The sequence below is a fragment of the Bradyrhizobium sp. HKCCYLRH2060 genome (assembly GCF_051168135.1).
Lineage (GTDB): Bacteria > Pseudomonadota > Alphaproteobacteria > Rhizobiales > Xanthobacteraceae > Bradyrhizobium.
The window spans coordinates 176,774-199,859 of record NZ_JBNPUK010000003.1 but is presented as its reverse complement, the minus strand read 5'-3'; the positions used below and the strand labels follow the sequence as shown (position 1 = coordinate 199,859).

Below are 23,086 nucleotides of genomic sequence, written 5' to 3'. Positions count from 1 at the left end.
AAATCAGCGCGACGGGCCCCATGGCGAGCGCCGACGCCGAGTCCCGGCCCAATCCTCCAAACCAGGCGATGCCTCTCCAAACGCCGGAATCTCGAACGGATAATCCGGCATTGCATTCCCGGTGAGCACACCGCCCGAGCCTGCCGACTCCGGCAACGGCAAGAACGGCTGATAGGGCGAGAGCGGCGCGGTCACATTGCCGGTCGACGCCCAGCTTCCGAAACGATCGTCGAACGATGGCGCTTGATCCCCGACGGGCAATTGATTGGGAGCAGTCCCGGACGGTCCGAGGCTTGCTGTTGGCAGCATCTGATCTGCGCGGCGGGAGCGCAGGATGCGGATGGGAGACTTGACCGGATCGGGGCCGCCTCCACTCGCGGCGAGGTCGGCCGGGTTCGGCGGCTCTCCTGCCCCTCCAGGAAACAGCAGAGACGGCGGTGGGGACCCTGGCTGAAGCGGCTGAGCGCCAGCCGCCTCCGCAGTCCCGCGTCGCGCGAGCTCACGCAGGAGCGGTGATTGTGACGCCGCGGCATCGCTGGTCGCAGGGGACCATCGGCCGAAGCGGTCGTCGAACCAGGCGGGAGCATCATGAGCAGCCGACGGCGCACGCGATCCGACGGGACCGACCCGGTTGTCCGGAGTCACCGGTACGTCCCCCGCGGGACCATCGGCCAGATCAGGCGCGGACCACTCGTCTTTCTCCCAGGCCTTATCCTCGAACGCACGCTTGGCATAGTAAGGCGTCGACTTGATCTGCTTGTTCACATACGTTCGATCGTGTGACAGGCCGTTGTAGAGCGAGTAGATGTTTTCGACGCTGGGATCGTCCAGCCGCTTTGCGATCCCTGCCAGCAGCTTCGCGGTGAGCTCGATGTTGTCTCGCGGGGAGTGAACGTCAGATCCGGGAATGAGCTTCTGCCAACTGGAATCGATGTTGCCTGGCAGAATCGTGCGAGCAATCACGTCATGATCGAGTTGGAACAGCGATCTCACCGCCCGGCCTACAGCCTCGCCCGGATAACCGTATTCGCCGCCTCTCGAGACTTCCGTGTAGATCACGGCTCTCACGAGATCGGGGTTTACCCCATGGCGCCCGGCGGCCTCCTCGATCAACTTATTGTACGTCTTGACTTGCTGAGCACCCCACCGATGGTTCTGCAAAATATTATTTATGGCAGGTCGCTTATCCTTCGGAATGTCGGAGAACTTCTGGCTTTCGAATTCGAACTTGGTATCCGGCACATCATCCAGGAGCGCCCGCTTTCTATCTTCCGCAGTTCGCAAATAGGTCGTCATTCAATTCCCCTGGAAACGTCCATGCATGACTTTGATGAAGAGGCTTGAAACGAGGAGGATGGCATAGAGCGCTGCGGCCACAGTAAGGATCTGGAGTAGATGGGACACGAGGAGGCTCTCCCGCGCCTTCATAAAAAGAGCCAAGAACTGCACCCATCCGCACTCGTCGCAGCGGTAGTAGATGTCGTACCAATAGGTTTCGAGCACCAGATAGAGGTGGACAGGCGGCGCAAGTGCCGCAGGTGCGAACAGTACAAACCACCAATTCAGCCGAGCTGTCAGCTTCACGCCAAACCTTCCTGACACGGCCGCCAGGGCAAGCAGAAGGATCGCAATCAGATAGCCAGTCACGACGACCGCCAGCGCAAGCTGCGGAAGGTTCGAAACAACTGAAAACTGAAGCGGAAACCAAGCGGCGAGAATGAGCGTTACGGAGCCATACTTTAGAAGCTTGAACAGAAGCTGCATGTCGGCCTTCACGAAGTTCGGAGTCAGCGGGCGTGTCAGGAACAAATAAAGAACGCCGACGATTCACGATTGTCAATGACGATCGCGAAGAGTGCGGCACGCAGGACGTCGTGGACCACCGGCTTTCCAACCCCTACGCCAGCTCTCGGCGCCGTTACCGCCACCCCGCATCCTGATATCGAATGGGACGGTTGAAGCTTGCGGCTCGCCCCGGAGCTTCGTAGCAGACCGCCATCAGTCCGAGCGCATCGGCGGCATGCGACGACCAGTCGTGCTCGGGGCCGAGCCCGACATTGCGTGTCTCATCCCGGCGCTCGTGATAGAAGCCGAGCGCCTCGCGCCCGGCTTCGGTCGCTGCCTCGTTGAACCAGAGCTGCGGACCGAGTCGTCGCAGTGCCTCGATCCGCATCATCGCCGCACCCGTGCCCTGGTTCTTGAGCGGCGGTTCGACAGCGAAGCCGGCGTCGCGCAGATGGTCGGCATAGCGCTTGCCGGTCACGGCGTTGGTCGCGAGGCCATCATGCGGAAGATAGAGGATCGCGTTCTGATAGCCGCGCGTGCGGAGCCAATTGACGTGGAAGGCGAGGACCTGGCCGACCGCCTCATAATAGTCGAGCACGCGAATTTCGTTGCCGACCCACTGCGCGATCCAGATCGTGAAGGCGTCGGCCGTGGCGCCGGCGCCCCCGATATCCACGAAGGCGCGCAACGGCAGCAGCGGATCCGCCGCCACCCTGCCGATCCGCCCGTCGCGCTTCGCTTGCGCCAGCAGATCGGCGAAATAGGCTCCTTCGAACGCGCGCACGTAGTCGCCCTCCCAAATGTGCTCGTAGCGATCCGGATAGAGCGCAAGGTCGAGCCGCCGCTCTTCCTCCAGCACCGCCGGAAGCCACGGGTTGTCGCGCCAATTCGCCTTGACCACGACCGCCCCATCCGGCTTGCGGCTGCGCAGGAAGTCGTCGACGGCATCCGACTTGCGGCGCGGATTCCAGCTCGCCCACAGCTCCGAGCGCGGCGCGCGGATCGTCGGCCGCAGCAGCGACAGCGAGCGCGCGCTCAGGGTCTGTGCCTCGTCGATCCAGGCGATGCGGAATCCCTCCAGCGACTTGATCGACTCCGCCGTGTGATCCTGCATCCCGCGAAAGATGATGAGCCCATCGCCCGGCGTCGCGATGCGATCGCTGAACGGCCGGAAGCCCTGGCCGAGGCCCAGCGTTGCGATCTTGCCCTCGATCAGCCGCTTCGAGGATTGCGCCAGCGTCCGCTGCGCCTCGCGGATGCAGACCGCGAGCGTACCCCGCTCGGCCTGGCAGGTCTCGACCAGCAGTTCGCCGAAGAAGTGCGACTTGCCCGAGCCACGGCCGCCGAACGCGCCCTTGTAGCGGGACGGCGCGAGCAGCGGCTCGAACACTCTCGCGGTGGGAATCTTGAGGGTGGACAATGGAAGGCCTCGCAGCAGTCGGTCTGCAGTTCGGCGCGGTGGATCATCGCGCTCGCGACAGTGCAGGGATCAGATCAAGTTGTCGCCAAGACCCACGCCGCTCAGACAGCATGTTCGGTAAAGGCGCTCCCTAGACAGCCGCGCTCATGTCGCGATGACCATTTTCTTGAGAAGCTCTTTGGGCGATAAGATGCTCGGTGCCCGCGCTCCGTTCCGCAGCAATTGCCATCACTCATCCACCTGCTCCTCATCGTGCTCATCCGGATGCACGATGACCCGCTCGATGCGGTGGATCAGCTCCAGTGCACCGTCCTCACCGTTCTGTAGCGCTTGAGGCGCTTTGCCCCAGCCGCGATCGAGGATGGCATTGGCGGCCGACACGCGGGCCGCATGGGTCGCCTTGGGCGAGCGCATCACACCGACCAGCGTGTTGATCGCCGTCTTGGTGTGGCTGCGCGCCATCGAGCGGATTTCAGTGATCGTCTTCGACATGGTCGCTTCCGGAATCTTGCAAAGTGGATTTGGAACGTGGTCACGACAGCGCATCGCCGGCGGCGATCGCGACGAGCCCTACCAGGGCGAGCGAAATCAGATAGACGGTCATCGTCCTGTCCCGATCGGTTGAAAACAGAAAGGCGCGGCGGATCGCGGCCAACGCGATCGCTTCGGGCGCGAACCTTATCCCTCGCGTGAGGGACCGCTGCGGGCACGACGACGATCATCGTGCCCGCGACCACCCCGTTCGCGCGGGACGGTCAACATCCGGATGACTATGAGAGCACACGCTGCCGAACAGCAAAATGAGGTGATCCGGAAGCAGTCGCGCCAGCATCCCCGAACAGGAGCCCACCGCTGTTGGCGGGCTGCGGCCACCGCAATTTCGGAAATTTCGATGCTGACATTTTGTCAGTGATTTGCCCGACGTGTCAAATTTGATCGAAATGCGGCGATCGGGTTTTCCGATTTCGATAACCACCGCGCGAATTCCTTTCCTGAAACATAAAAAGCCCGCTGCCGACTGATCGGCGCGGGCTCTATGATTTTTTCGACGTTGGCAAAATGCGCCTGATTTGCCCGACGTGTCAAGCGCCCAAATGCGCGCCGATCATCAGTTCATTTCGCAGCTCGTCGGGCTGAGCCGGAAGGAGGTTTCTTGATGTATGTCGTCGCAGTCGTTCTGGCCGCCTTGTCCGCGCTGTTCTACGCGGCCGCGCAGCATCAGCTCGGATCGGTCGGTGCCGACGTCTGCAGCTACGGCAGCCTGTTCTGCGATAAGCCACACTACATGATGACGGGTGCGCTGCTCGCGGGCCTCTGGGGCAAGTTCGTCAGCATGCGATAGCAGCGTCGACGATCAGTTCTTGATCGCGTAGAGCGGCGTTCGCACGGTCAGCTGATAGACCGGCTTCGGCGCCCATGCGATCTGCGCCGTGATGCCGAACAGGCGATTGTCGTCGTCATCCATGCGATCGAGATCGAGCCTGACCAGTGGCTGCGTGTAGGCCGCGATCGGCGCGAGGGCGAGCAGCTGCGCACCGCCGAACGACTGCAGCCCGACCCGCGCGGAGACCTTCCAGTTGTTGTCCCACTGATAGAAGCCGCCGACATAGCCGGCGGTGGTGTCGCCGATCCGCGCCAGAACGGTGTCGATCTCCGTGTGAGCATATTGGATGCCCGCCAGCCAGCCGCGCATCTCGTCGGGGTCGAGCGCGTATTTCGCCTCGACCACCGTATTGAACGACGTTGTCGCCAACGGCGAGTCCGGCACCGACCGCGTCAGCGTCGACTGCAGCGTCAAGGTCGGAAATGCGCCACCGTTCTGCTGATAGACATCGGCCTGGAAGCCGAGGAACCAGCTCGTCACCGCGACGTCAGACCAACCGGACAGGCCGTTGTAGGACGCGCTGCCGGTGAAGCCGCCATAGAGCGAGAGCGCGTCGCCGAGATCCGCCGTGAGCGGAACGTCGACGCCGACGCCCTGGTTGGTCGGAACCGAGAGCTGCGGGCGTCCCGGCAAGGTTGGCCGGTCGAGCAGCTTGCGCAAGGTTGCGAGCTGGGACAGCGTTCCGAACAGCGAGGTGTCGCCGAGGCCCGTCGACAACGCAGCGCCGGGCAGATAGGCGTAGTTCGTGCGGAAATCGATATAGACGTCGGCAAGACCCGCCGGCTCATCCGCCTCATCGTCCTTGGCAAGGGCACTGCCGCTCATGACCAGTGCCGCGCCCGCGACAAGAGCAGATATCCGCCGCTGCGTCCGACCGCCGCGCAGCCGCCATTCCTCGTGTGCCATGAGACTTCCCCCAGCACCGAAAATACGCCGGTCAAGCGCGATCCTTCAAGTGCTGATCGCGCGAAGCCGACCGGGGTCAGGGGAAAGCTGCCGCGCGTCTCATGCCGACGGCGCCGGCTTCGCGCCTGCCGCTCGCGTGGCCATGACATGGCGCAGCACGCGCGACAGCTCGTCGACCGAGTAAGGCTTCTGGATCAGGCTGAAACCGTGGCGGTCACCGTCAGCGAGGACATGACTGTAACCGCTGTTGAGCACGATCGGGATCATCGGCAACCGCCGGCGGATTTCCTGGCCGAGCGTCACCCCGTCCATGCCGGGCATCACGACGTCGCTGAGCACGAGATCGAAGCTCTCGGGATTCTCGTCGATCATCCGCAGTGCATCCGTTCCGCTGCGCGCAAGCACCGTCCGGTAGCCGAGGTCCTCGAGCAATTGCGTGGAAAATTCGCCGATCTCCGGGTTGTCCTCGACGACCAGCACGCTCCAGCGCGCAGCGAGCTGTTCGGCATCCTGCTCGCTCCGCTCGCGCGGTCCCAGTGGTTTGTCCGTCAGCGGAAGCAACAATGTCAGCGTCGTGCCCTTGCCGAGCTCGCTGTCGACCAGCACCCGTCCGCCGGACTGATGAACGAAGCCGTACACCTGGGACAGACCGAGGCCGGTACCGCGCCCCACGCCCTTGGTGGTGAAAAACGGCTCGAAGATCCGGTCGATCTGATCTGGAGGAATGCCGGATCCGGTGTCGCTGACCGCAATGGAGACGAACGACGACTGCCCGGACTGACCGCCCTCCCGGACGATCTCGCCGCGAATGCTCAGGACGCCCCGCCCCTCCATCGCATCGCGCGCATTGGCGACGAGGTTCACGAGCGCCGTCTCGAACTGATTGATGTCGACGTCGACCGGAAGCGGGCGCAAAGCGAGATCGAGCTCGATCACAGCCGGTGCGCCGAGCACGGTCTGCAGCATCTCCTCGATCCGCTCGATATGAACAGCGGCATCGAAGACGCGGCGCTCCATCGGCGTCCGCCGCGCGAAGGCGAGCAACTGTCCGGTGAGCTTGGCGGCGCGATCCGCCGTGTCCGAGATCGCATCCACGTAGCGCCGCATGCGCTCCGGGGACAGCTGGCGCCGGCGCAACAGGTCGGCCGACGACCGGATCACGGTCAGCAGATTGTTGAAGTCGTGCGCGACGCCGCCGGTGAGCTGGCCGATCGCCTCCATCTTCTGGGCCTGGCGGAACGCCTCCTCCGCCTTGCGCCGTTCGGTCAGCTCGACCGCCTCGGGCACGATGGCGGCCACCTGTCCGGTCTCATCCCGCACCGGCCGCATCTGGAAGTCGAACCAGCGTGAGCCGCCGACCGGCAGTTCGAGCTGCAACTCCTGGCGGGCCCCGTCGCCGCGAGCGACGGCGTCAACCAGGGATCTGATCACCTCGGGCATGCCGGGCGTACCCGCAAACCACGGCGTCTCCCAGAATGGCAGCCCTGCGACCTCGTGCAGCGGCGCAGCGATCGCTTCGAGCGAGGTCGCATTGGCGTCCAGAAGCGTCCCATCGGACGAGAGCAGCGCTTGGAACGTGTAGCTCGCCTCGAAGATCGTCCGCAGCCGCGCCTCCTTGGCCTGCAGCTCCGCGGTACGCTCGGAGACCTGCGTCTCCAGACGCTCGTTCAGCTCACGCAGCGTGATCTCGGCCTCGTGCCGCACCCGCGACAGATCGATGTTGGCGCGCACCCGCGCCAGCAGCTCGCGCGCGCTGAACGGCTTGGTGAGATAGTCGCTCGCCCCGGCATCAAGTCCCTCCACCTTGGCCTCCTCGCCGGCGCGCGCCGACAGCATGACCACAGGAATGTCGCGAAGCTGCGCATCGCCACGCAGCACTCTCAGCAGGCCGAAGCCGTCGAGCCCCGGCATCATAACGTCGGTCAGCACCAGATCGGGGCGGCGCCGTCGGACGGCCTCGAGGGCCGCGATGCCATCGCTGACCGCCTCCACGTCATAATCCTCGCCGAGCAAACGGCGGACGTAGTCGCGCATATCAGGATTGTCGTCCGCGAGCACCACGCGATCACGGGCCGATGCCGTCGCGGAGCGAACTCCGAGGTCATCGGATGACGACGGGTGAGGAAGCTCGAACCGCCCACCGCCGTTCAGCCATCCGAGCGCCTCCTCGATGTAGGCTTCGGCACGCACGTTGGTAACGGCCAGGACACGGGAAGGTCCGATCTGGCCCGCCGGCAGATGCGCCGAGCCTAGCGGAATTCGCACTGTGAAAACCGAGCCGCCGCCGAGTTCGCTGTCTACGGCGATCTCCCCGCCATGAAGCCTCACCAGTTCCTGAACGAGAGCGAGACCGATGCCGCTGCCCTCGAAGGATCGGCCGCGCGCACCTTCGATTCGACGAAACCGTTCGAACAAATGCGGCAGCTCACTGGGCGGAATGCCGGTGCCGGTGTCGCGAACCTCGAGCTCGGCATGATTGCCGTCAGTGGACAAGCCGATCGACACCGCGATTTCACCTTCGAGAGTGAACTTGAACGCATTCGACACCAGATTGAGAACGATCTTCTCCCACAAGTCGCGGTCGACATACACCGGCTCGGACAGGGGCGTGCGGTCGATGGTGAGACGCAGGCCGGCAGGATCCGTCGCCGAGCGGAAGTTGGACACGAGCTCGGCAGTGAAACCCGCAAGATCGATCGGCTCGAAATGCGCGGTCATGCGGCCGGCCTCGATGCGCGAAAAGTCGAGCAGCGTGTTCACGAGCTTCAGCAGACGAATGCCGTTGCGGTGGATCAGGCTGAGGGCGGATCGCGCCTCGGGGGTGAGTTGGGCCTCGGCGCGGCCGAGCAGCTCTTCCAGCGGGCTCAACATCAGCGTCAGTGGCGTACGAAACTCGTGGCTGATGTTGGAAAAGAACGTCGTCTTGGCGCGGTCGATTTCGGCCAGCGCTTCCGCCCGGCGCCGCTCTGCCTGATAGGCCCCGCCGTTGCTGACGGCCGCTGCAATCTGCCCCGCGACGAGGTTCAGGAAGCGGGCATAGCTCTCGTCGTAGAGGCGGAACGGATTGAGACCTGCGACGAGGAAGCCGCCCCGTCCGGCCTCCCCCGACGCGGGCAGCGGAAGCACAAGGGCGTGCTGTGGCGGCTGACGCCATCCGCCGGTCGGAAAGCTGAGACCGAACCGCCGCGGAAGGTCACGAACCAGCACCGCATCCTGCAGCTTCAGCGCTTCGGCCAGAGGCCACGTTCCTTCCGGCTGAATTCTCAGCCTCGGCTGAGCAGCGGGATGATCGCGGTCGATGCCGGTCAAGGCCTGCAGTCGCGCCGCCTCGCCGTCCGGGTCGGTCATGTAGATCATCGCGAACGGAAGGTCGCGCGCCTCCCGCGCCAACGCGTCCGCGCAGCTTGCGCAGGCCTGATCGATGCTGCGGGCCCCGGCCCCGGCATTTGCGAGTTCGCGCAGCAACGAGAGCTGGCGCTCGCTGATCACGCGCTGAGTGTCATCGGTGTTGGCGCAGAAGATTCCTCCAGGTGATCCATCGTCGTCCGGAATGGGACTGTAGGAGAACGTGTAGTAGGTCTCCTCGGGAAAGCCGTTGCGCTCCATGATCAGGAGTTGCGCCTCGACATAGGTGCCCTGGTCACCGCCGCCGGCCTTGGCCAGCAACGGACCGATGTCCTCCCAGATCTCGTGCCAGACTGCAGAGATCGGTCGGCCGAGTGCCCACGGATGTTTGCCGCCGATGATGGTCTTGTAAGCATCGTTGTAGAGATAGATCAGCTCCCTTCCCCAACCGATCCAGATCGGCTGTTGGGATGTCAGCATGATCCTGACGGCCGTCTTCAGGCTCTGCGGCCAATGCTCCGGCGGTCCGATCGAGGTGCTCTCCCAATCGAACCGCAACATCAGTCCGGCCAGCTCACTGCCTCCGGAAAAAAGCCTCTCGCGCTCGGCCATGCCGAGCTCCTGATCATGCCCTGTTTGCCGCTCGTCCGGCACGCGCTCCCCCTGGTCGAAATCCGACGTGATCTGGAACGCAGGTACTCTCCTCCGGTTCCGGAGCCGGGAACAAAAAGGGGGCGTGCGACTTCGAGACATACACCGCCGGGGGAGCGCTGCCATGGCCACGACCGTTGCATCTGAACCGAACACACCGAGACGGTCGCCCTGGAGCGTATTCCGGCTGTTGGGTCCAGGTCTCGTGACCGGTGCCGCTGACGACGACCCGTCGGGAATAGCAACGTACTCCCAGGCCGGCGCGCAGTTCGGTTATGGGCTGTTGTGGACGGTCTTTCTGACAGCGCCTTTCATGATCGCGATCCAGCTGGTGAGCGCGCGCATCGGCCGTGTCACCGGCAAAGGGCTGGCGGCCAACATCACCGCGCTTGCGCCACGCGGGATCGTCTTCGGCCTCGTCGCGCTGCTGGTCGGCGCCAACACCTTCAACATCGCAGCCGATATCGCGGCGATGGCGGAGTCGCTGTCGCTGGTGATCGGCGGTCTCAATCATGAGCACGCGCTCATCTTCGCCGCCGGGTCGACGCTGCTCCAGGTATTCCTGCCCTACCGCCGCTACGCACCTTTCATCAAGGTGCTGACCCTCAGCCTGTTCGCCTACGTCGCGACCGCCTTGATGGTCAAAGTGCCCTGGAGCACGGCGCTGCTCGCGGCGGTTTGGCCCAGCCTCTCGACGGAGGCCGACTATCTGCTGACGGTGGTGGCTGTGCTCGGCACCACCATCAGCCCCTACCTGTTCTTCTGGCAGGCCTCGCAGGAAGTCGAGGAGATGAACCAGGGCAAGGTCGACCGTCCCTTGCGCGAGCTGTCGAAGAAGGACCACCCCGACCTCCGCCGGATCAGGATCGACACCACGATCGGCATGATCTTCTCCAACGCGATCGCGTTCTTCATCATCGTGACGACCGCCACGGTGCTGCACGCGCATGGCATCACCAAAATCGACTCGGCGACGCAGGCGGCCGAAGCCCTGCGCCCGCTCGCGGGCGACTTCACCTTCCTGTTGTTCGCGCTCGGCATCATCGGGACCGGCATGCTGGCGATCCCGGTGCTGGCGGGCTCGGCCGCATACGCCGTCGCCGAGATCTTCGGCTGGCACGCGACCCTGGAGGCCAAGCCGGACGAGGCGGTCGGCTTCTACAGCATCATTGCTGCCGCCACGATCATCGGCTTCGGGCTCGGCTTCACCGGCATCGACCCGATCCACATGCTGGTGTGGAGCGCCGTGCTCAACGGCATCGCCGCCGTGCCGATCATGGCGATGATGATGGTGATCGTGTCCAATGCCGGGCTGATGGGCCGCTTCCGCGGACGGTCCTGGCTGATCGCCCTGGGATGGATGGGGACAGGCATCATGGCCATCGCCGTGCTGGCGCTGCTGTGGTCATTCGTCACGGGCCGCGCCTAGCGGCCATCGCATGTCCCTCTGCGTCGGCTGCAACGCAGTTGCACAACGTCATTGGTGCAACGCGGAACGTAAACTGTGTTAACAGTCCGTTCCCGCCATCCCGCCGCGATTGATGCCGATCAACGCCGGGCGCGCGCCGGTATGGCGGTGCTCGAACAAAGGACCTCGGAGACTGCCTTGACCCAGCCGCAACGCATGAGCGCATCGACGCTCCCCCCCTATTCTCCGCGCGGACTCGCGCTGCTGCGCGATCCGCTGCTCAACAAGGGCACCGGCTTCACCGAGCAGGAGCGCGATGCGCTCGGCCTGCGCGGCTTCCTGCCCGCCGGGGTCATGTCGATGCCGGCCCAGGCCGAGCGGATCCTGGTCAATCTTCGCAGCCTGTCCAGCGACCTCGAGAAGTATGTGGCACTGAACGCGCTGCATGACCGCAACGAGGCGCTGTTCTTCCGGGTGGTCTGCGACAATATCGACGAGATCCAGCCGCTGATCTACACGCCGACCGTCGGCCTCGCCTGCCAGAAATACGGTCTGATCTTCCAGCGTCCGCGCGGCCTGTTCATCTCGGCCAACGACCGCGGCCGGATCGCGGAGATCCTCGCCAACTGGCCGTATCGCGCCAGGCTGATCGTCGTCACCGACGGCGAGCGCATCCTGGGTCTCGGCGATCTCGGCGCCAACGGCATGGGCATTCCGGTCGGCAAGCTGTCGCTGTACTCGGCCTGCGCCGGCATCCATCCGGAAGAGTGCCTGCCCGTCATGCTCGATGTCGGCACCAACAACGAAGAGCTTCTGGCCGACCCCTACTACATCGGGCTGCGCCAGAAGCGCCTCACGGGCGAAGCCTATGACGCCTTCGTCGACGAGTTCATGACCGCGGCCCGCGCCGCCTTCCCGGGCGTGCTGATCCAGTTCGAGGATTTCGCCAACCACGCCGCGTTCAAGCTGCTGCACAAATATCGCGACGACGCCTGCGTCTTCAACGACGACATCCAGGGCACCGCGGCGGTGGCGCTCGCCGGCTTGTTTTCGGCGCTGCGCATCACCGGCGGCAAGCTCCGCGATCAGACGGTGCTGTTCCTCGGCGCCGGCGAGGCGGCCACCGGCATCGCGGATCTCGTCGTCTCCGCCATGATGGCCGAGGGCCTGTCCGAAGCAGAGTCGCTGCGGCGCAACTGGCTGACGGACTCGCGCGGCCTCGTCATCAAGGGGCGGGAGAACCTGCACGGCCACAAGCTGCGCTATGCGCACGACCAGGCGCCGATCGCAGACTTCCTGACCGCGATCAGGACGCTGAAGCCGACGGCGATCATCGGCGTGGCGGCCGTCGGCGGCGCCTTCACGCCGGAAGCGCTGCAGGCCATGGCCGAGCTGAACGAGCGCCCCATCATCTTTGCGCTCTCCAACCCGACCTCGAAGGCGGAATGCTCGGCGGAGTCGGCCTATCGCTATACCCAGGGCCGCGCACTGTTCGCCTGCGGCAGCCCCTACGATCCGGTCAAGCTCGACGGCAAGACCTTCGTGCCGCGTCAGGGCAACAACTCCTACATCTTCCCCGGCGTCGGCCTCGGCGCCATCGCCAGCGGCGCGCGGCTGGTGACCGACGAGATGTTCATGGCCGCCGCGCATACCCTGGCGAACTGCGTCACCGGCGCCGATCTCGAGCAGGGCAGCCTCTACCCGGCGCTGCCGCGCATCCGCGAGGTGTCTGCCCATATCGGCGCCGCGGTGGCCGGCGTTGCCTATCAGAACGGGCTCGCCACGGGCCCTGCGCCGAACGATCTGCTCGGTTTCGTCGAGTCGAAGATGTACGACGCCCGCTACTGAGCCCGAGATCGCGGATGCCTCGGGCTCACCGAGGTCGAGCGAGGAGGCATCCGCTCTATTGATCCGGAACGATCGCATTGGTGGGCGTCGGCCGGTCCGTGATCTGCTGACCGAACAGGCTCGCGATCAGTTCGACCGCGACGCGCGCAGTCTTGCCGCGCTCGTCGAGGAACGGGTTGAGCTCGACGATGTCGACCGAACGGACCAGGCCGGAATCGTGCAGCATCTCCATGATGAGATGCGCCTCGCGATAGGTCGCGCCGCCAGGTACGGTCGTGCCGACGCCGGGGGCCACCTCGGGATCGAGGAAGTCGACATCGAAGCTCACATGCAGGACGCCGTTCCGCGCACGAACCTTGTCGAGGATCCGGCGCATCAGCACGCCGACGCCGAATTCGTCGATGGCGCGCATGTCGGCGATGCTGATACGCCGGAGACGCAGCAGCTCCTTTTCGGCCCTGTCGATCGAGCGGATGCCGAACAGCTCCAGCTGATCCGGGGGGATGGACGCGCGTGCCTCGTCGCCGAGCAGGCCGTCGAGACCCGGCTCGCCGCACAAGAACGCGGCGGACATGCCGTGCATGTTCGCCGTGATCGTGGTGTCCGGCGTGTTGTAGTCGGCATGTGCGTCGAGCCACAGCACGAACAGCTCCCGCCCGATCTCGCGGCAATGGCGCGCGACCCCGTTCACCGACCCCATCGATAGCGAATGGTCGCCGCCGAGAAACACCGGAATGGCGCCGGTCCGGGCCAGGTCATGGCTGCGGCGCGCCAGGACCCGCGACCAGCGCTGGATCTGGCGATAGTGCTTGGCCTTCGCCGGCGGCTCGTCTGCAGACTCCGTCATGTCGACGATGCCGACATCGCCGTAGTCGGTAACGTCGAGCCCTAGGCTTTCAAGCACGTTGATGAGACCTGCGGTGCGCAGCGCAGCCGGCCCCATCAGCGTGCCGCGGACCGACGCGCCGAGATCGATCGGCGCACCAAGGACGGCAATGCGATGTGGCGCTGTAAGGTCTGGAGAAGCCAAGACGGAATCCTTTCATCGACGGCCGGCCGCCCAGCGTAGCGCGATTTTGCACCGCGTGCTTCGCCGGTGATGCGTCTTGGTCCACGGGAACCAATCGCATCAGACGGCATTTTCAGGAACGTCACATCCGCCCTCGGCCGAATCGCGTCGGCACGGGGGGGGCCAATCCGACGAGCCGCGGCAGGAAGGCGACCAAAGTGAGCAGCGAAACGTTCGAAACTCCTCCACAGCCGGGCGTCGCCGAACGCGCGCTCGACACCGCGACCGACATGTCGCGCACACTCGGGGAGATGGTCGGCACCTTGAGTGCGGCCGTCGACCGGCTCAGCGAAGCGGCAAGGGACGCGCGGCGGCCGGGGACCGCTCTGTCGACCGTCAGCGCGATCACCCGCGAGGCGCCGCTCGCGAGCCTGTTCGTCGCCTTCCTGTTCGGGGTCGCGGTCGCGCGCCGGCGCTGAAGGGTGGCGCTCAGAACAGCCGCGGTCCACGCCGGTCGAGCTGCGACTCCCAGGTCAGGAGCGTGGCGACCATGATCATGATCGCGATCCCCGCGACACTGATCAAAATTTGCATCGCGAACCCGCTCGCCACATCGGTCAGCACGACCTGGCCGAGAAAGGCCAGCAGCACACCCACGCAATAGATCGAGAGCGAGCTCTCACCGCACCTGATCATGGCCGTCGTCAGCGGACGGATCGGCCCCTTCCATTGCGGCGGCGCCAGCCGTGACACCACGAAGGCAAGCGCCAGGAAATGCAACAGCCGCACCGGCGCAAGGTGGCTCTTGTAGATCGGATAGATCAGGCCGCTGATGCCGGACGGGATCAGGCTCTCGAGACTCTTGAACTCCCAGCTGAGCGCCATCAGCAGACTGAAGACGAGATAGCCGATCGCCACGACCAGCAGCATCGGCGAGTCGAGGAGCCGGCGCAGCCGCGTGGTGCCGGCATAGCTGTACCAGGCGCCGATCACGAACAGGAACTGCCAGGCGAACGGATTGAAATACAGCTCGCCGCTCGGCCACGCCGGCACCTGCCAGCTGAACAGCTGAACCATCATGTAGAGCAGGAATGAAAGCACCAGCGTCAGCGTCGCGCTGGTCATCATCAGCCACAGGATGACGGGAAAGCAGAAGTGCAGGATTGCGAACGTCAGCAGGATGTCGGTGTTGACCGGCGCGAATTGCAGCAGCGCCACATGCACCAGCGTGGGCCCGGGCTCGCGGAAGAAGAAGCCGGTGTTGGTCTCGTCGACGAAGCGCGTGCCGCCGCCGATCACCCAGACCAGCGCCGCATAGGCGAGCAGCAGGACCAGGAACGCCGCATAGATCTCCCAGGCACGCCGCAACGCCCGCACCACCGTGGTCGCCCAGCCCTGGTCCCGCAGCGCTCCGCCATAGGCCAGCATGCAGGTGTAGCCGGAGATGAAGACGAACACCTCGGAGGTGTCGCTGAAACCGTAATTGCGCAGCGTCAGCCACGCCAGCGAGTTGTCTGGAACATGATCGATGAAGATGAACCAGAGGGCGAGACCCCGGCACGCGTCGACCCGGAGGTCACGCCGTCCGTTGCTGTTCCCGTTGCCGGCTGCCACGCTATCTGTCTTCGCCAGCTCTTGATCATCGGCAAACAAGATGGACCTCGTCTCGGGATGGCGGACCAACATCGACTCCGGCATGTCGTGCCTTAATATCTCCTGCCGGTCATCGATCGGAACTCGAATCCGAAACACGCGTCGTCCGCCCTTCCGGCAGATTCCGGGCCCTCGAACGCGCCCCCCGTCTTCGTCTTCAGGTTGCCCCGCGCGATTTCAGCGGATTGTGCACGGCCGATATCCGCACTGGAAAAGTGTGCACGGAAGCCGGGTACCTGCGGAACATTGTCGGCATGGTGGTGTTAACCATCTCACCAACCGCGGAGCTGGCAATTGTTCCAGTCCCGTATTTGCCCGGATTGATTGTAGATTGGTTAGACGTTGACTTTGAGTGGAAGTGTTGACAGGGGGGTTCCGTGATCCACCGAGGTGTCCAATATACGGTCGTGGCGACTGCTGAACCGGACATTTGGGAATGGCGGTACGAGTTTGGCGATCAGATCAAGACCGGACGCACCCAGACCAGACTCGCCGCGCTCGCGGCGCGGCGCGTGAAGTCGAAGATCGATGCGGCCCTCCGTGCGGCCCAGACGGGTTCCGTGTCCACGGTGAACGTCGCCGAACGGATCGACAGGGCGAAGGCTGTATCGCATAGCCTGACCTGACATTCTGTTCCCTGGCAGTCCGGCGAGCGCCGGTCGGCTCATCGTCTGTTGAGACAGATCAAGGCATCGATGCCGGCATTTGTCATGTTCAGACTATGGAAACTCTCGTTTTTCGCTGCTCCCAGACGGGATCGAACGTTCAGATCGGCTTGGCCACACCGGCTCTTGCCGACCAGTTCGACGCCTATGAGGCGGCCGCATGCCCCGCATGTGGCGGTACGCACCTCGTCAACAGGCTGAGCGGAAAGATGCTGAGCGACAGGGAGGGCTCGACATGTCCTACGTTGCGGAAGAGTTGACGACCACCGCCTCGCCCGACGTGTCTCGCCCGACCGATATGTCTTGGCTGCGCCGTGCGACCGCGCTCCTGAAGGCGATCGTCAGCCGGATCGACCTGTCCCACTTTCCCAAATCGTGCTGTAATTGACGTCGAGATTCATCGACGCGCCGCGTGCCTGCGCGGCGGAACGGCCAAGATCGCCCCTCTCCAGGGGCGAAACATTCCTTCATGAGCCGCTCGCCGCCACTTGGGCGAGGTGCGCCACCACCCAACAGACAAAGATCAGGAGTTTCTTGATGCACGCCTCGGTGATGAGAGTTATCGCGATCGCGATCGCGGCTGCGGCTTCGACACCGGCCTGGGCCGCCGATCCGGATCACGGCGGAGATCTGGCCCGTCGCTGGTGCGCCTCATGCCACCTCATCGAAGGGACGCAGAAGCAGGCCAGCGCGGACGTTCCCTCCTTCGCCCAGATTGCTAAGAAGACGGATTTCACGCCAGAGAAGATCGCGTTTTTCCTGCTCGACCCGCATCCGAAGATGCCAAGCTTTCCGCTCAACCGGCTGGAGGCAGCCGACATCGCCGCCTATATCGGCAGCCTGCGAAAATAGGGCTGGGCTCCTTCGCCCGTCTGGTCCGCCCGCGCCCATTCGGCGGCAGCGCTGCCGCCGAGCTCCGTCCATGCAGACCGTCGCTCCTGCGACGGCAAGGCTCGCGGTTCAGCTCTTGGGCTCGGTCGCCTTGCTCGCGGCGGACATGATGCTCGCCGTGATCGTCTTCATGTGTTCACCGGCGTTGGTGAACTGGCTGCGCAGGAACTCGGACTGGATCCGCATCGCCTCCTCGAGCTCAGTGGCGTGAACGAGCTTTCGCGCGTGCTCGAAAGCCGTCTTGATGTTCTGCTCGGTGAGAGTGAGCGCCTGCTTGGACATGTCCGCGGCTGGGCCCGGAACCGTGCCGATCGATTTGCCGGCTGCGTCGAAGAACATCTCGAACGCTTTTTCCGCCTGCGAGATGGTCTTTTCGGCCAGGTCCCGCAGTTCAGCGGGCACTTCGAGTTTGGTTTGGGTCATCGTTGCGTCCTCCACGACAGATCCAACTACCACATCCGACTCCCTGCGTCGCCGTGCAAATGGATGCGGAAAGAGGGCGGCAAGCGCCTGTCAGAGCGCGGCCAGACGTTGGCGCGCGACCTGCAGCGCGCGCTCGATCGAAGCGAGATGACGATCATAGGTCAGCCGCGCGCGCTCGTCCGAAACGAAGCCTGAGAGTTCTCGCGCATGCTGCAGGGCAAGATCGAGGAGGAGGACAGTTCTTCTCACATCTTCCCTGACGCCGAATGCACCGGCTCGCACGTTGTCCGTGTGGACGGCCCCGGCCACCACAACCGCGGCCTTCGCTTGCGCCCTTGCAAAGGCGGCGTGAGGCAAGAGTACTCTCGTGCGAAAGGGAACGATGTTGGTCATTGGCCTTTTCCCACTGCTCTGCAGGGGCGGATCTGCATCGAATTTTCAGCGTTTTACCCGTGGCATTTTACGGAAGCCTTAGAGCGATCGCACACTTCATGGCCGCTCTGGCCGCAACGCGAGCGACGGGATTAACTTGAAGGCAAAGGGAGCGGCCTCGACTCCGGCGAAAAGTGTCAGCCGCGGTTGCGGCAAGCGCCGATCAACCCGAAAAGCGACGCCGATACTCCGACGGCGACACACCGAGATGCCGCAGGAACGCCCGCCGCATGCGCTCGTCGTCGCCAAAGCCAGCCCGTTTGGCGATTTCGACCACGTTTTCGACCTGGCGGCTTTCGAGTAGGAGGCGTGCCGTCTCGACCCTGAGCGCCTCGACTCCCTGTGCCGGTGTCATCCCGGTGCGGCTGACATAGGTGCGGGCAAAGGTACGCGGCGTCATGCCGGCTCGCGCGGCCAGCGCCTCGACCCGCAGATCGCTGGCGATGTTCTCGATGATCCAGGCATGCAGCGCACTGAACCGACCCTCGACGTCGGACGCTTGCGCCGCCAGCACGGTCGAAAACTGACTCTGGCCGCCCGGACGCTTTAGGAAGACGACGAGCCGGCGCGCCACGTCGAGTGCGATCGTATGACCGAAATCCTCCTCGATCATCGCCAGCGCGAGATCGATGCCGGCGCTCACGCCTGCGGATGACCAGACCCGGCCGTCCTGCACAAAGATGGCGTCGGGCTCGACCTTCACGTTTGGAAAGCTGTCCTGCAGGCGCGGACAATAGCGCCAATGTGTCGCGGCCCGCCTGCCCTCCAGCGCGCCGACCCAGGCCAGCGCAAAGGCGCCCAGGCAGACGGATGCGATGCGCCGGGCGCCGGGAAGCACCTGGCCGATCCACTGCATCACCGTCTCGTCCTGCCGCAGCTTCCAGATGCCGGGCCCCCCCGGAATCAGCAGCGTATCGACCTCCTCCGGCCTCAGGGATGAGAGTGGCGCAGTGTCGATCATCAGGCCGACATCGGTCGGCACAAGCCCGCCTTCCTTGGACACGTAGCTCAGCACATAGCCCGGCGCCGGCAGCTCGATCTCGCTGAGCTCGGCAAACACCTGTGCCGGGCCGGAGACGTCGAGCAGTGTCACTCCGGGAAAGGCGAAGATCGCCAGCCGCCTTTCGGCACCATCTCGACGCACCGCAGCACGCCGGGGAGAGTTGGCAGAATTCGAGGGCATATTGTCCTTTAAGCCATCGGAGCCCCGCCTGTATAGCTCGACCTTGCAGTGCTGGAGTTCACGCGATGTCGCGCAACCTGGACGGCCGATACAAGACGGTCGCCTCGCCCTGGGACGACTACACCGTCTACAGCTTCTCCGATGCGTCGGAGATCCAGCAGCCTGATCGGCAGCCGATCATGGATGCGATGAATTCGATCATTGCCATTAACTGGAAAGCAATCGAACCCCACTGGACCGCGACCTCGTCGCCATTCGACAGCAAATACAGCCTCGTTCTGGTCTACGATTACATCGGACTGGTCGCGTTCTCGGTCTATCGCGTGATGACGATCGCGCAGCGGCTGGCCATCTACCGCAGTGGGACCGAAGTACTACCCGCGCATCAGGGCCGTGGCCTGTATGGGTTCTTTACGTCGCAGATCCTCAAGCATCCTGGGTCGGCCACGCCCGGCGAGGAAATTCTGTACGGATGGCGAACGCGCAACCCGATCGTGTGGGCGGCCAACGCCAAGATTTGCGAGAGAGTCGCGCCGTCGCTGCTCGACGAGTCCGCGGATGCCGAGCTGCAGGCCGCCTGCGTCGAGATGTGTGCGACCATCTATCCGGGCAAGCAGCTCGAGGTGCCCCACATGATCATGCGTGGCGCCTATGGACACATCCAGCACATCAGGCAGGACTATCACGGCAGGGCCTCGCTGGTTGAGACCGCGATGTCGCGGATCATCCCGGATTCCGCCGACGCCCTGTTCTCCGTCGGCTACGCGAGGGTGTGATGGCGGCGCTTGGACAACAGGCGGTCGCGTCCTCTCCGCTCCGGTTCTTCGATCGCGCCTATGTCGCGTGGGGAACGGTCGCGTTCGCCTACGCCATCGCCTTCCTGCAGCGGATGTCGCCGCAGACCGTGGGCCTCGACTTCATGCGGGACTTCGGCACCGACGCCTCCGGCGTCGCGATGCTCGCCTCCAGCTACTTCTGGGGCTACACATTGATGCAAATCCCCGCGGGCGTGCTGGTCGACCGCTACGGTGTGAAGCGCGTCGTGCTGTGCAGCATGACGGCATCCGTGCTCGGCAGCGCCGCCTTCGCCCTGTCGCCCACCCTGCTCGACGTCTTCATCGCGCGCGTGGTCGTGGCCTGCGGCGACGCGCTGGTGTTCACGGCACTGCTGAAGCTCGTCGCGCAGAGCTTTTCCGACCAGCGTTTCGGCCTGATGTCCGGCGTCTCCCAGGTATCGGGCTATGTCGGCGGCGTCCTCGCCACGACTCCGCTCGCTGCTGCGGTCAGCGGCTTCGGCTGGCGCGCCTGTTTTCTCTTCATCGCCTGCGTCGGCGTCGTGAACTTCGCCTGCGCGTCCGCGACCCTGAAATCCGCACCGGCGAACTACACCAGCAGGACGCTGAAGAGCGTCCTGGTCACGAGCTGGCATGCGCTCGGGTCGGCCGCGACCTGGGGCTGCGCCATGAGCTTCGCTGCGCATTTCGCGGTGGTGACCACGCTCGCCGGCGTATGGGGCATCCCGATGGTCGCGCATTATTTCGGCATCTCGCCCTCGGCGGCCGGCGGCCCCCTGCTCGCCTTCATGGTCGGCAACGCCATCGGATCAATCTTTCTCGGCCATGCCGCGGACCGGATGCAGTCGCTCAATGCAGCTCTGATCTCCATCACCTTCCTGCGCATGCTGCTCGTCGTGATGCTGTTGCCGGCACTGGCGCACAGCTTCGGCTTCTTCTATGTCGGCGCGGTGTTCGCCCTGCTCGGCCTGGTGGCCGGGGGCACCGTGCCGCTGATCCTGAAAAGCACCAAGCATCTCTACACGGCGGAGCGCATCGGCGTCGGCGCATCGATCAATACGACGGCCGCCGGCATTTTTGCCGGACTGGCTCAGCCGGTGATCGCCTTTGCCATGGTGAGTGCGAGCGGCCTCAACCCCGACATCGGATCAAGCCTGCGCAGTGCTGCCAGCGATTCCGGCTACGCAGCCCTGATCGAGATTCTTCTCCTGATGTCGCTTCCTGGACTGCTTGGGCCGCTGATGATGAGGCGCAAATTGATACTTCGTACTTAAGCATAAAAAACAGAGAGGGTCAGTATGTCGCGTTTGTATTTGAGAAGGGACGAAGTCCGATCCGGCCATCAGGCCGGAAGCTGGCAGAGCGTCCTGTTTTCGGAATTCGAGGCTCAGATGAGCAGCGAAGCAAGACCCTTTCCGTGCGTATACGGCGTCGCGGGCTATCGTCACGATCAGCTTCGCTATCTGTTTCTCGACCCCATCGACATCGATGTGCTCGGCCAGCAGCTCGCCTTGTTCGTCTCCGAGAGCCGCTCGCACGGGCCCAACACCTCGCTGGTGCTGTTCACCCGCCCGCGCCCGGTTCAGACCATCGACTCCTACTACAAGAAGTTCTGGAAGATCCTCGATCAGTTGGCCCGCGTCGACAGCCAGCCGTGGCCGGCCGAAATTCCCGAGACCGTCGATCATCCGATGTGGGAGTTCTCGTTTGCCGGAGAGCCGATCTTCGTGGTCTGCAGCACACCCGCGCATGTGATGCGGCAAAGCCGTCGCTCGAGCGCATTCATGCTGACCTTCCAACCGCGCTGGGTGTTCGAACGGATGCTCGGCACCGATGAGGCCGCCGCCAAGGCCTTCGGCGAGGTGCGCAAACGGCTGGTCCCGTTCGACACGACGGCGCCGTCGCCCCAGCTCGGACGCTACGGCAATCCGGAGGGCCGGGAGTTCAAGCAGTATTTCCTCTACGACGACAACCAGCCGCCGCCGGCCTGTCCCTTCCACAAGCTGGCGCAGACCAAGCCATCGTCCATCGCAGACAAGGAGCAGGCCGCATGACCCAGATCATCGCTGGAACGAAGACCAGCTTTGCGATCGATCCCGACATCCTGGCGCTGTTGCCGACGCAGGGCTGCATCGAGCTGCAGCACGATGCGGCCGGCAAGGTTCACGCCTTTCATACCCACCCGGTCGACGAAATCCTCGTCGTGATCCGGGGACGGCTCACGTTTCGTTGGGAAGGCGGCGAGCGCATCTGCACGGCCGGCGACAAGATTCTGCTGCCGGCCGGGACGCTGCACGAATCGGAAGCGCTGGATGATGCAATCTACGCGATCGCGACGCGACCGCCCGCAACCATTGCATGCAATCGGGAGGGATGAGCTCAGGACAGAGGGCGATCGGTCTCCGAAAGGGACTCCGCGGTCAACCGCTCAACCATCTCGATCACCTCGATGCGCTGGCCCGGAGCCAGCTTCAGGAATGCCTTCAGCAGACGAAGGCTTTCCACGGCTTCGCTCGATGGGGCTCCGAGCTTCGTGTGCAGCTCCGCGATGAATGTTGAATTCTTCATCTCGCACCTTTGGCAGGAAACAGTAATGCCAGTCCTTAGCAAACGTGAAGGCCTTGCACGCAAGGTAGATACTGCAGCAATCGAGGCTGAAAGTCTTGGTCTGACGACTGCGACCCTGATCCTCAGGATGGCCCGCCTGGAAATCGACCGTGCGGAACCCGAAGAGGTTGAAAGTATGCCAGCGAACAACTCTTGCAGCAAGCCGAACTGACCGGTTGGTTGATTTCGGCGTCACAATTTGAGCCTTCTGGCAGTTTCTGGCTGACGATACCAGTGGAAACGGTCGTTTACCGAACGAGGCGGGGGGATTACGGCAGCGGTAAGCTTGTCCTCCACATTAGAGGTCTTCTATAGTTTGCTTGGGGGAAGAATGGGTTGCGGATCCCGTCCGGGATCCGTGCCCACTCCCGCGACACAGCGGCTGCAGGAAGACCATGCGCACTTATTATTTCGATATGAAGGATGGCATTCCGACCAGAGACCGGACCGGCCTGGAATTTGCGACGAGTGCAGGGGCGATCGAGCACAGCCGGGATTTGGCCCGGCGCCTCCGGCACGACCCGCGCATCACCGACCGCAGGCTGTCCATCGTCGTCGTCGACGAATCTGGCGCGGAGGTTCACCGCGAGCCGGTTTATCCGGCCGCAGTGAAAGCCAGCCTGTCCTGATTTTTTCATAGGCGTGCCAGCAGTGACTGCGCGCCGACTGCTTTTTCTACTTT

General features: G+C 64.1%; 26 protein-coding genes. 13 read left to right on the top strand and 13 right to left on the bottom strand.

Annotation, left to right across the window (positions count from 1 at the left end):
• Window positions 1-3: 3 nt before the first annotated feature.
• The 5 genes from ACQR10_RS08690 to ACQR10_RS08670 form a co-directional block, all read right to left on the bottom strand.
• Window positions 4-1,296: a hypothetical protein gene (locus tag ACQR10_RS08690; RefSeq protein WP_316216951.1), complete on the bottom strand. Its 1,293-nt coding sequence runs from the start codon at window positions 1,294-1,296 to the stop codon at window positions 4-6.
• Complete coding sequence (locus ACQR10_RS08685; RefSeq protein WP_316216952.1) at window positions 1,297-1,764, bottom strand: hypothetical protein; 468 nt, start codon at window positions 1,762-1,764, stop codon at window positions 1,297-1,299. It abuts the gene before it with no gap.
• Between the two features lie 154 nt (window positions 1,765-1,918).
• Entirely contained in the window at window positions 1,919-3,205 is a 1,287-nt protein-coding gene (locus ACQR10_RS08680; RefSeq protein ID WP_316216953.1) for a PBSX family phage terminase large subunit, read from the bottom strand.
• Window positions 3,206-3,433: 228 nt separating this feature from the next.
• Window positions 3,434-3,697 (bottom strand): hypothetical protein, encoded by a 264-nt coding sequence (locus ACQR10_RS08675; RefSeq protein WP_316216954.1) that lies wholly within the window; start codon window positions 3,695-3,697, stop codon window positions 3,434-3,436.
• 40 nt (window positions 3,698-3,737) lie between these two features.
• Window positions 3,738-3,860 (bottom strand): hypothetical protein, encoded by a 123-nt coding sequence (locus ACQR10_RS08670; RefSeq protein WP_316180034.1) that lies wholly within the window; start codon window positions 3,858-3,860, stop codon window positions 3,738-3,740.
• A 501-nt stretch (window positions 3,861-4,361) separates the two neighbouring features.
• On the opposite strand from ACQR10_RS08670, the gene ACQR10_RS08665 reads away from it, so the two are divergent.
• Window positions 4,362-4,547 carry a hypothetical protein gene (locus tag ACQR10_RS08665; protein ID WP_315803600.1) on the top strand — a complete coding sequence of 62 codons (186 nt, stop codon included), beginning with the start codon at window positions 4,362-4,364 and terminating at the stop codon, window positions 4,545-4,547.
• 12 nt (window positions 4,548-4,559) lie between these two features.
• On the opposite strand, the gene ACQR10_RS08660 is transcribed toward ACQR10_RS08665, so the two are convergent.
• Window positions 4,560-5,495, bottom strand: coding sequence for a hypothetical protein (locus ACQR10_RS08660; RefSeq protein WP_316216955.1), 936 nt, complete (start codon window positions 5,493-5,495; stop codon window positions 4,560-4,562).
• A 99-nt stretch (window positions 5,496-5,594) separates the two neighbouring features.
• The gene (locus ACQR10_RS08655; RefSeq protein WP_316216956.1) at window positions 5,595-9,452 is read right to left on the bottom strand and encodes an ATP-binding protein; all 3,858 of its coding nucleotides are present in this window, start codon (window positions 9,450-9,452) and stop codon (window positions 5,595-5,597) included.
• 163 nt (window positions 9,453-9,615) lie between these two features.
• Here ACQR10_RS08655 and ACQR10_RS08650 point away from each other — a divergent pair, with 163 nt between their 5' ends.
• Complete coding sequence (locus ACQR10_RS08650; RefSeq protein WP_315803603.1) at window positions 9,616-10,920, top strand: NRAMP family divalent metal transporter; 1,305 nt, start codon at window positions 9,616-9,618, stop codon at window positions 10,918-10,920.
• A gap of 195 nt (window positions 10,921-11,115) precedes the next feature.
• Complete coding sequence (locus tag ACQR10_RS08645; protein WP_434911954.1) at window positions 11,116-12,747, top strand: NAD-dependent malic enzyme; 1,632 nt, start codon at window positions 11,116-11,118, stop codon at window positions 12,745-12,747.
• Window positions 12,748-12,802: 55 nt separating this feature from the next.
• On the opposite strand, the gene rocF is transcribed toward ACQR10_RS08645, so the two are convergent.
• Entirely contained in the window at window positions 12,803-13,777 is a 975-nt protein-coding gene (gene rocF, locus ACQR10_RS08640) for an arginase (protein WP_434872622.1), read from the bottom strand.
• A 197-nt stretch (window positions 13,778-13,974) separates the two neighbouring features.
• Between rocF and ACQR10_RS08635 the strand changes: the two genes are divergently transcribed.
• Window positions 13,975-14,235: a hypothetical protein gene (locus ACQR10_RS08635; RefSeq protein WP_315803605.1), complete on the top strand. Its 261-nt coding sequence runs from the start codon at window positions 13,975-13,977 to the stop codon at window positions 14,233-14,235.
• Between the two features lie 10 nt (window positions 14,236-14,245).
• Here ACQR10_RS08635 and ACQR10_RS08630 read toward each other — a convergent pair whose 3' ends face one another.
• Window positions 14,246-15,442: an OpgC domain-containing protein gene (locus ACQR10_RS08630; RefSeq protein ID WP_434911953.1), complete on the bottom strand. Its 1,197-nt coding sequence runs from the start codon at window positions 15,440-15,442 to the stop codon at window positions 14,246-14,248.
• A 344-nt stretch (window positions 15,443-15,786) separates the two neighbouring features.
• Between ACQR10_RS08630 and ACQR10_RS08625 the strand changes: the two genes are divergently transcribed.
• The 3 genes from ACQR10_RS08625 (at window position 15,787) to ACQR10_RS08615 (ending at window position 16,926) form a co-directional block, all read left to right on the top strand.
• Window positions 15,787-16,035, top strand: coding sequence for a hypothetical protein (locus ACQR10_RS08625; RefSeq protein WP_315803607.1), 249 nt, complete (start codon window positions 15,787-15,789; stop codon window positions 16,033-16,035).
• A gap of 274 nt (window positions 16,036-16,309) precedes the next feature.
• Window positions 16,310-16,462 (top strand): hypothetical protein, encoded by a 153-nt coding sequence (locus ACQR10_RS08620; protein ID WP_434911913.1) that lies wholly within the window; start codon window positions 16,310-16,312, stop codon window positions 16,460-16,462.
• 149 nt (window positions 16,463-16,611) lie between these two features.
• Window positions 16,612-16,926, top strand: coding sequence for a c-type cytochrome (locus ACQR10_RS08615; protein ID WP_316216959.1), 315 nt, complete (start codon window positions 16,612-16,614; stop codon window positions 16,924-16,926).
• Between the two features lie 108 nt (window positions 16,927-17,034).
• On the opposite strand, the gene ACQR10_RS08610 is transcribed toward ACQR10_RS08615, so the two are convergent.
• The 3 genes from ACQR10_RS08610 to ACQR10_RS08600 all read right to left on the bottom strand — a co-directional run bounded on the left by ACQR10_RS08610 (window position 17,035) and on the right by ACQR10_RS08600 (window position 19,003).
• Window positions 17,035-17,388, bottom strand: a complete 354-nt coding sequence (locus ACQR10_RS08610; RefSeq protein ID WP_315713636.1) for a phasin — start codon at window positions 17,386-17,388, stop codon at window positions 17,035-17,037.
• A gap of 90 nt (window positions 17,389-17,478) precedes the next feature.
• A complete protein-coding gene (locus ACQR10_RS08605; protein WP_434837754.1) occupies window positions 17,479-17,781 on the bottom strand; it encodes a hypothetical protein in 303 nt (100 codons plus the stop codon).
• Between the two features lie 202 nt (window positions 17,782-17,983).
• Window positions 17,984-19,003, bottom strand: a complete 1,020-nt coding sequence (locus ACQR10_RS08600; RefSeq protein ID WP_316216960.1) for a GlxA family transcriptional regulator — start codon at window positions 19,001-19,003, stop codon at window positions 17,984-17,986.
• A gap of 65 nt (window positions 19,004-19,068) precedes the next feature.
• On the opposite strand from ACQR10_RS08600, the gene ACQR10_RS08595 reads away from it, so the two are divergent.
• The 4 genes from ACQR10_RS08595 to ACQR10_RS08580 all read left to right on the top strand — a co-directional run bounded on the left by ACQR10_RS08595 (window position 19,069) and on the right by ACQR10_RS08580 (window position 22,174).
• Window positions 19,069-19,779, top strand: coding sequence for a hypothetical protein (locus ACQR10_RS08595; RefSeq protein WP_434911912.1), 711 nt, complete (start codon window positions 19,069-19,071; stop codon window positions 19,777-19,779).
• Entirely contained in the window at window positions 19,779-21,071 is a 1,293-nt protein-coding gene (locus tag ACQR10_RS08590) for an MFS transporter (RefSeq protein WP_316216962.1), read from the top strand. Before ACQR10_RS08595 ends, ACQR10_RS08590 begins: the two co-directional genes overlap by 1 nt.
• Window positions 21,072-21,188: 117 nt before the next feature.
• A complete protein-coding gene (locus tag ACQR10_RS08585; protein ID WP_315803614.1) occupies window positions 21,189-21,851 on the top strand; it encodes a YqcI/YcgG family protein in 663 nt (220 codons plus the stop codon).
• Window positions 21,848-22,174, top strand: a complete 327-nt coding sequence (locus tag ACQR10_RS08580; RefSeq protein WP_315803615.1) for a cupin domain-containing protein — start codon at window positions 21,848-21,850, stop codon at window positions 22,172-22,174. The genes ACQR10_RS08585 and ACQR10_RS08580 overlap by 4 nt, the downstream gene beginning before the upstream one ends.
• A gap of 2 nt (window positions 22,175-22,176) precedes the next feature.
• On the opposite strand, the gene ACQR10_RS08575 is transcribed toward ACQR10_RS08580, so the two are convergent.
• Window positions 22,177-22,365, bottom strand: coding sequence for a hypothetical protein (locus tag ACQR10_RS08575; RefSeq protein ID WP_315712988.1), 189 nt, complete (start codon window positions 22,363-22,365; stop codon window positions 22,177-22,179).
• On the opposite strand from ACQR10_RS08575, the gene ACQR10_RS08570 reads away from it, so the two are divergent.
• Both ACQR10_RS08570 and ACQR10_RS08565 read left to right on the top strand, forming a co-directional pair.
• The gene (locus ACQR10_RS08570; protein ID WP_315803616.1) at window positions 22,346-22,576 is read left to right on the top strand and encodes a hypothetical protein; all 231 of its coding nucleotides are present in this window, start codon (window positions 22,346-22,348) and stop codon (window positions 22,574-22,576) included. The two genes, ACQR10_RS08575 and ACQR10_RS08570, sit on opposite strands and share 20 nt — an antisense overlap.
• Before the next feature lie 223 nt (window positions 22,577-22,799).
• Window positions 22,800-23,033 carry a DUF6894 family protein gene (locus tag ACQR10_RS08565; protein WP_315712992.1) on the top strand — a complete coding sequence of 78 codons (234 nt, stop codon included), beginning with the start codon at window positions 22,800-22,802 and terminating at the stop codon, window positions 23,031-23,033.
• Window positions 23,034-23,086: the final 53 nt, after the last annotated feature.